Origin of the sequence: Herbaspirillum sp. UBA812, from assembly GCF_002296545.1 — a bacterium.
In the GTDB taxonomy this organism is placed as follows: Bacteria; Pseudomonadota; Gammaproteobacteria; order Burkholderiales; family Burkholderiaceae_D; genus Herbaspirillum; species Herbaspirillum huttiense.
This window is the reverse complement of the sequence record NZ_DBIC01000254.1, coordinates 1-6,439: the sequence shown is the minus strand read 5'-3', so window position 1 is coordinate 6,439 and position 6,439 is coordinate 1. Positions and strand designations below refer to the sequence as shown.

The window sequence follows — 6,439 nt, the reverse complement described above, 5'->3', positions numbered from 1 at the left end:
GACGCTCCTGACCGGCGGTTCCTACTTCCATCACGCGGATTCGTTCTCGATGATGCGCGGCGGCCACCTGGACATCTGCGTGCTGGGTGCCTTCCAGGTCTCGGCCAAGGGTGACCTGGCCAACTGGCACACCGGCGCACCGGATGCCATCCCCGCCGTGGGCGGTGCGATGGACCTGGCCATCGGTGCCAAGCAAGTCTTCGTCATGATGGACCACCAGACCAAGACCGGCGAAAGCAAGCTGGTGGAGGCCTGCTCCTATCCGCTCACCGGCATCGGCTGCGTCAACCGCATCTACACCGACCTGGCCGTCATCGACGTGACCCCGCAAGGCCTGCAGGTGCGCGAGATCGTCGAGGGCCTGTCCTTTGCGCAATTGCAGGAACTGACCGGCGCACCGCTGCGCCCGGCGGCCTGATTCCGTGACCCGTATCGTTATCGCTGTGAGGAATGCATGAAAGACGTATTTATCTGTGACGCCATCCGCACCCCCATCGGCCGCTATGGCGGCGCGCTCAAGGACGTGCGCGCTGATGACCTGGGCGCGGTGCCGCTGCGCGCGCTCATGGAGCGCAATCCGCAGGTGGACTGGAAGGCCGTCGATGACGTGATCTTTGGCTGCGCCAACCAGGCCGGTGAAGACAACCGCAACGTGGCACGCATGTCGCTGCTGCTGGCGGGCCTGCCGCAGGAAGTGCCGGGCAGCACCATCAATCGCCTGTGCGGCTCCGGCATGGATGCGCTGGGCACGGCCGCGCGCGCCATCAAGTCCGGTGAAACCCAGCTGATGATCGCCGGTGGCGTCGAATCGATGACGCGCGCACCCTTCGTGATGGGCAAGGCTGACAGCGCCTTCTCGCGCCAGGCGGCGATCCAGGACACCACGATCGGCTGGCGTTTCGTGAATGCACTGATGAAGCAGAAGTATGGCGTGGATGCCATGCCCGAGACCGCCGAGAATGTCGCCGTCGATTTCAAGGTCAGCCGCGAAGATCAGGATCAGTTCGCCGTACGCAGCCAGGCCAAGGCCGCCGCTGCGCAAGCCAATGGCAACCTGGCACAGGAAATCGTGCCGGTGGTGATCCCGCAGAAGAAGGGCGATCCCATCACCGTGACCCAGGATGAACATCCGCGTGCGACCAGCATTGAAGCGCTGGCCCGGCTGAAAGGCGTGGTCAGGCCCGATGGCACCGTCACTGCCGGCAATGCGTCCGGCGTCAACGATGGCGCCTGCGCCTTGCTGCTGGCCAGTGCCGATGCCGTCGAGAAGTACCAGCTCAAGCCGCGCGCCCGCATCCTGGGCATGGCCACGGCCGGTGTCGCACCGCGCATCATGGGCATGGGTCCGGCCCCGGCCAGCAAGAAAGTGCTGGCGCAACTGGGCATGACGATTGATCAGATGGACGTGATCGAACTCAACGAAGCCTTCGCCTCGCAAGGGCTGGCCGTGCTGCGCGAACTGGGCGTGGCCGATGATGACGCCCGCGTCAATCCGAACGGCGGTGCCATCGCCCTCGGCCATCCGCTGGGCATGAGCGGTGCGCGCCTGGTGACCACCGCCACCTACCAGCTGGAGCGCACCGGTGGCCGCTATGCGCTGTGCACCATGTGCATCGGCGTGGGGCAGGGTATCGCGATGGTGATCGAGCGCGTGTGATGCGTTCGGGATGGCGCGGCCAGATAGCCATGTCGCGCCATCCATGAAGATCGCAAGGGTCTTCGTGAAAATTGATCAAGCATGAATTGAGGCAGGCGCAGCACAATAGAAAAATAATTTATATCGATTTCCAAGCGGCCACAAAAAACAGAGCCGCAGGCCAGAAGAGGAGACCAACCGCATCATGCATTCGCATCATGACTGCGCGCCGCGTTCGGCTGCGCCCGCTCGTCCTTGCCGGGGAGGAGTGCCATGCTAGGCAACTTCCTTGGCGTGCTCTTCGATGGCATTGCCTACGGCAGCCTCCTGTTTCTCATCAGCGTGGGCCTGTCAGTGACGATGGGGATGATGAACTTCATCAACCTCGCGCATGGTGCCTTCGCCATGCTGGGCGGCTATGTCTGCGTGACGCTGCTCAATCGCATCGGCGTTCCTTTCCTCGCGACCTTGCCACTGGCCTTCATCGCTGCCGCCATCGTCGGTCTGATCCTTGAGCGTTCCCTTTATCGGCGGCTCTACAAGGCCAGCCACCTGGACCAGGTGCTGTTTTCCATCGGCCTGACCTTCATGGCCGTGGCCGGCGCGACCTGGCAATGGGGGCCAACCCAGCAGCCTGTGGTGCTGCCGGATTGGCTGCGCGGACAGATCTCGCTGCTGGGGCTGGATGTCGGGGCGTATCGCGTCTTCCTGATCGGCGTGGTGGTGATCGTGACGGTGGCGCTGGGCCTCTTGATCGAGCGCACCCGCTTCGGTGCGCAGATCCGCGCCTCGGTCGACAACCAGGTGGCGGCAGCGGGGCTGGGCATCAACGTCAGCCGCGTGTTCAGCCTGACCTTCGCACTGGGGTCGGGTCTCGCCGGTCTCGGTGGCGGCCTGGGTATTGACGTGCTGGGGTTGGACCCGACCTTCCCGGTCAAGTACATGGTCTACTTCCTGCTGGTGGTGGCCGTGGGTGGGGCCGGCACCATCAAGGGGCCGCTGCTGGCCGCGCTGATCCTGGGCGTGTTCGATGTCGCCGGAAAATATTATGTGCCGGAGATCGGCGCCTTCGTCATCTATGGCCTGATGGTGGTGTTGCTGATCCTGTTCCCGGCCGGACTGATGCGGAGGCGCGGATGAGCAGCACCAGCACTTCAACCCGAGCGGCCGCCAAGCCGGTCCTGCGCTTGCCCAATGATCGCTGGACTCCCTTGGAGATCCTCTTCTGGCTGCTGCCGGTGGCGGCCTATTTCCTCTTCCCCGATTACCTGGTGCTGATCAGCCAGATCATGATCGTGGGCCTGTTCGCCGTCTCGCTGGATCTGATCCTGGGCTATGCCGGCATCGTCTCGCTGGGGCATGCCGCCTTCTTCGGCCTGGGGGCCTACACGGCCGGGCTGCTGGCCGTGCATGGCTGGGGCGAGCCGATCACGGGGCTATTGCTGGCGGCCATCGTGGCGGCCGTCGCCGGGTTCCTCGTGAGCTTCCTGGTGGTACGCGGAGCGGACCTCACGCGCCTGATGGTCACGCTGGGCATCGGACTGATGCTGTTCGAGGCGGCCAACAAGGCGGCCTTCATCACCGGTGGTGTGGATGGCTTGTCCGGCATGGTGATGGGCAAGATCTTCGGTGTCTTCGAGTTCGACCTCAACGGACGCGTGGCCTATGGCTACAGTTTCGCGGTGCTGTTGCTGCTGTTCGTGGTGCTGCGGCGGATGGTGAATTCTCCCTTCGGGCTGGGTCTGCGCGGCATCCGCGAAGGCGGCCGCCGCATGCCGGCCATCGGTGCCGATGTCAATCGCCGCCTGGTCGTCATCTTCACGGTGGCCGCTGCGGTGGCCGGTGTGGCCGGTGCCCTGCTGGCGCAGACCACGCAGTTCGTCGGGCTGGATGTGCTGGGTTTCCCGCGGTCGGCAGAGTTGCTCATCATCCTGGTGCTGGGCGGTACCGGCCGCCTCTATGGCGGACTGGTCGGTGCACTGGTCTACATGCTGGCGCAGGATTACCTGTCCGGACTCAATCCGGCCTACTGGCAATTCTGGATTGGCCTGCTGCTGATCGTGATCGTTCTGTTTGCGCGCGGTGGCCTGCTCGGCGGGCTGGCGGTGCTGCGTGACAAGTTCTTCAAGGGAGGCCGCGCATGAGCCCGCATCCAGCCGATACCACCTTGCGCACCGAAGGCCTGAGCAAACGCTGGGGCAGCTTCGTGGCCAACAGCGATATCTCGCTGACCTTCACACCCGGCGCGCGCCACGCCTTGATCGGTCCCAATGGCGCGGGCAAGACCACCTTCATCAATCTGCTCACGGGCGGCTTTGCGCCCAGCGGGGGCAAGGTATGGTTCGGTGGCGAGGACATCACCGCCTTGGCCCAGCATGAACGCGTCAAGCGCGGCATGACGCGCACCTTCCAGATCAATACGCTCTTTGCCGGTCTCACGGTGCTGGAGTCGGTGATCCTGGCGATCCAGGAGCGGCGCGGCCTGCAATACAAGTGGTACCAGACCGTGGCCAGCCAGACCGTGGTGGTGGACGAAGCCATGGCCTTGCTGGCATCGCTCAAGCTGGCGCAGGAAGCCAACAGCATCACGCGCAGCCTGGCCTATGGCAAGCAGCGGCTGGTGGAAATTGCCCTCGCGCTGGCGACTCAGCCCAAGGTGCTGTTGCTGGACGAGCCAGCCGCCGGCATTCCCTCGGCGGAAAGCCGCGAACTCTTCGAAGTGATTGCGCAGCTGCCGCGTGAAGTGACCATCGTCTTCATCGAACATGACATGGGGCTGGTGTTCCGCTTCGCCGAGCGCATCACGGTGCTGGTCGGCGGCAAGGTACTGGTGGAAGGCACGCCGGCGGAGATTGCGGCTGACCAGCGCGTCAAGGAAGTCTATCTGGGGGAGGCGGAACATGCCTGATCTGCTGGCACTGGACAAGGTGAGCGCCGGTTATGGCGACTCCATCGTCCTGGAAGAGGTATCCTTCTCGATGCAGGAAGGCGAGAGCCTGGCCCTGCTGGGGCGCAATGGCGTGGGCAAGACCAGCCTGTTGATCACGCTCATGGGACTGACGCGCCTGCATGGCGGCAGCATCCACTGGCGTGGCAGCAACATCGCGCGCGTGCCGACCCACAAGCGCGCGCACGCCGGGCTGGGCTGGGTGCCGCAAGAGCGTTTCATGTTTCCTTCGCTGTCGGTGGAGGAACACCTGACGGTGGTGGAGCGTGGCGGAAAATGGAACTTGCAGAAGATTTATTCGATTTTTCCCCGCCTGCATGAGCGCCGCCACAACATGGGCAACCAGCTCTCCGGGGGCGAGCAGCAGATGCTGGCCATTGCGCGCGCGCTGATGGTGAGCCCCAGCATCCTCTTGCTGGATGAACCGATGGAAGGGCTGGCCCCGATCATCGTGCAGGAGCTGCTGAAGGTGATCCGCCGCCTGGTCAGTGAAGAAGGGATGTCGGTGATCGTGGTGGAGCAGCATGCACGCATGGCGCTGTCGTTGACGCAGCGGGCCATCGTGCTCGATCGCGGCCGCATCGTGCATGCCTCGGACAGCCAGAGCCTGCTGGACGATGGCGAGACACTGGATCGGCTGGTAGCAGTGGCCTAGCGTTCAGTCTTCCTGGCAATCCTGGTCGCGCAAGCGTGCGAGCGGCGCACGGCTCTGCGGATTGTTCTCGTGCACCAGCTTGTCCAGCAGCAGCATGAACTGTTGCTGTTCGGCTTCATCGAGGGGCGCCAGGATGCGCTTGCGCAGGCGCTGCAGGCCGGGGATCAGTTCTTCCAGCAGGGCTTCGCCGGCCTGCGTGATGCGCAATGCGCGCTGGCGGCGGTTGTGCGGAATGACTTCGCGCACCAGCAATCCCTTTTCTTCCAGCCGTGCGCAGACCGTGGCACCAGTGGAAGTGTCGATGGCGACCAGTCCCGACAAGCTCACCTGGTCGATGCCGGGATGGTTCGACAGCATGCGCAGGATGGCGTATTGCACCGGGGTAATGATGCCGCCGGTTTCGTCATGGAAGATCGACACCGAAATCTGCTGCGCCCGCCGCAACAGGTGGCCGGGGTGCTCGTAGAGATCGATGAGCTGGCTTTCGTCCTTGGGTGGCGTGGTCTCTGGCATGGCGGATGAGGTCGGATGCAATCAGGTAATGGATGAGCTGCAGGGTGATGACAGCGATGCGGCAGTGTACGGTCCGCAAGGTTTTCCCTCAATCAATTGATGCAACGCGCAACGAAAAAAGTCCGCCAGCGCGTTTACTTGCGCTGCGGATTGGCGGATACTTTTCTAACATTCAGTGTACTGAATATTAAAACAGATAAATGCGAGACCCGACAGGATCTGGATCAAGCCGCCTGCGGAAAAGAACAAGCTGGAGCAGTCCATCAAGAAGGGCACTGGCCTTGGAAGGCCGGTGCCGGTTGAGGAATTCACCCAAGGAGACCGTCATGTTCCCCAAGAATGCCTGGTACGTCGCCTGCACGCCCGACGAAATCGAAAGCAAGCCCCTGGGCCGCCAGATCTGCGGCGAGAAGATCGTGTTCTATCGTGGCGCCGAAGGCAAGGTTGCTGCCGTTGAGGATTTCTGTCCGCATCGCGGCGCGCCGCTGTCGCTGGGCTTCGTGCGGGAAGGGCAACTGGTATGCGGCTATCACGGCCTGGAGATGGGCTGCGATGGCCAGACCCGCAGCATGCCGGGCCAGCGCGTGCGCGGCTTCCCCTGCATACGCAGCTTCCCGGTGGTGGAGCGTTACGGCTTCATCTGGGTGTGGCCCGGTGACAAGGAGCAGGCCGATCCGGCGCAGATCCA

At 63.6% G+C, this 6,439-nt stretch carries 8 protein-coding genes; 7 read left to right on the top strand and 1 reads right to left on the bottom strand.

Going from position 1 to position 6,439, the window contains the following annotated elements:
• The 6 genes from B3873_RS16670 to B3873_RS16645 all read left to right on the top strand — a co-directional run.
• A partial coding sequence (locus B3873_RS16670) for a CoA-transferase (RefSeq protein WP_286867405.1) occupies positions 1-418 on the top strand: 418 nt, incomplete at its 5' end.
• 36 nt (positions 419-454) lie between these two features.
• A complete protein-coding gene (gene pcaF / locus B3873_RS16665; RefSeq protein WP_209535210.1) occupies positions 455-1,657 on the top strand; it encodes a 3-oxoadipyl-CoA thiolase in 1,203 nt (400 codons plus the stop codon).
• A 252-nt stretch (positions 1,658-1,909) separates the two neighbouring features.
• On the top strand, positions 1,910-2,776 hold the full coding sequence (locus tag B3873_RS16660) for a branched-chain amino acid ABC transporter permease (protein ID WP_039784001.1): 867 nt from the start codon (positions 1,910-1,912) through the stop codon (positions 2,774-2,776).
• Positions 2,773-3,780: a branched-chain amino acid ABC transporter permease gene (locus B3873_RS16655; RefSeq protein WP_121045765.1), complete on the top strand. Its 1,008-nt coding sequence runs from the start codon at positions 2,773-2,775 to the stop codon at positions 3,778-3,780. The genes B3873_RS16660 and B3873_RS16655 overlap by 4 nt, the downstream gene beginning before the upstream one ends.
• A complete protein-coding gene (locus tag B3873_RS16650) occupies positions 3,777-4,544 on the top strand; it encodes an ABC transporter ATP-binding protein (protein WP_286867401.1) in 768 nt (255 codons plus the stop codon). The genes B3873_RS16655 and B3873_RS16650 overlap by 4 nt, the downstream gene beginning before the upstream one ends.
• Positions 4,537-5,238: an ABC transporter ATP-binding protein gene (locus tag B3873_RS16645; RefSeq protein WP_034336193.1), complete on the top strand. Its 702-nt coding sequence runs from the start codon at positions 4,537-4,539 to the stop codon at positions 5,236-5,238. The genes B3873_RS16650 and B3873_RS16645 overlap by 8 nt, the downstream gene beginning before the upstream one ends.
• A gap of 3 nt (positions 5,239-5,241) precedes the next feature.
• On the opposite strand, the gene B3873_RS16640 is transcribed toward B3873_RS16645, so the two are convergent.
• On the bottom strand, positions 5,242-5,751 hold the full coding sequence (locus B3873_RS16640) for a MarR family winged helix-turn-helix transcriptional regulator (RefSeq protein ID WP_134134500.1): 510 nt from the start codon (positions 5,749-5,751) through the stop codon (positions 5,242-5,244).
• A 326-nt stretch (positions 5,752-6,077) separates the two neighbouring features.
• Here B3873_RS16640 and B3873_RS16635 point away from each other — a divergent pair.
• On the top strand, positions 6,078-6,439 hold a 362-nt coding region (locus B3873_RS16635), incomplete at its 3' end, for a Rieske 2Fe-2S domain-containing protein (RefSeq protein WP_286867397.1).

What these genes read in the sequence shown, in the direction of transcription:
- pcaF (WP_209535210.1), top strand. Translation starts at nt 455, where the DNA reads ATGAAAGACGTATTTATCTGTGACGCCATCCGCACCCCCATCGGCCGC.
- B3873_RS16660 (WP_039784001.1), top strand. Translation starts at nt 1,910, where the DNA reads ATGCTAGGCAACTTCCTTGGCGTGCTCTTCGATGGCATTGCCTACGGC.
- B3873_RS16655 (WP_121045765.1), top strand. Translation starts at nt 2,773, where the DNA reads ATGAGCAGCACCAGCACTTCAACCCGAGCGGCCGCCAAGCCGGTCCTG.
- B3873_RS16650 (WP_286867401.1), top strand. Translation starts at nt 3,777, where the DNA reads ATGAGCCCGCATCCAGCCGATACCACCTTGCGCACCGAAGGCCTGAGC.
- B3873_RS16645 (WP_034336193.1), top strand. Translation starts at nt 4,537, where the DNA reads ATGCCTGATCTGCTGGCACTGGACAAGGTGAGCGCCGGTTATGGCGAC.
- B3873_RS16640 (WP_134134500.1), bottom strand. Translation starts at nt 5,751, where the DNA reads ATGCCAGAGACCACGCCACCCAAGGACGAAAGCCAGCTCATCGATCTC.